This is a genomic window from Nocardioides cremeus (assembly GCF_030518195.1).
Taxonomy (GTDB): Bacteria; Actinomycetota; Actinomycetes; order Propionibacteriales; family Nocardioidaceae; genus Nocardioides; species Nocardioides cremeus.
In genome coordinates this window covers 1-281 of sequence record NZ_JAULSC010000224.1, presented here as the reverse complement: position 1 = coordinate 281, position 281 = coordinate 1, and the positions used below count along the sequence as shown (strand labels likewise).

Annotated in this window: 1 protein-coding gene; it reads left to right on the top strand. The window is 65.1% G+C overall.

Features of this window, described 5'->3' with window-relative positions; translation table 11 throughout:
- On the top strand, positions 1-281 hold a 281-nt coding region (locus tag QWJ41_RS21080; RefSeq protein ID WP_302710445.1), incomplete at both ends, for a substrate-binding domain-containing protein.

The following is a 281-nucleotide window of genomic DNA, read 5'->3' as shown; positions in this document are numbered from 1 at the left end:
CTGCCAATGCCAAGGAACGTCTCCAGGGCTACAACGAAGCCGTGGCCGGTACCGGCCTCGAGATCACCGACGTCCGTGGTGACGACATCGACCAGACCCGCGCTCGCGCGAACGTCGACGATATCCTCGTCGCCCAGCCCGACGTGACCTGCATGGTCGGCTTCTACTCCTACAATCCGCCGCGCATCTACGAAGCTCTCCGCGATGCCGGCAAGCTGGGCACGATCACCGTCGTCGGCTTCGACGAAGACCCGATCACCCTCGGCGCCGCCAAGGAAGGC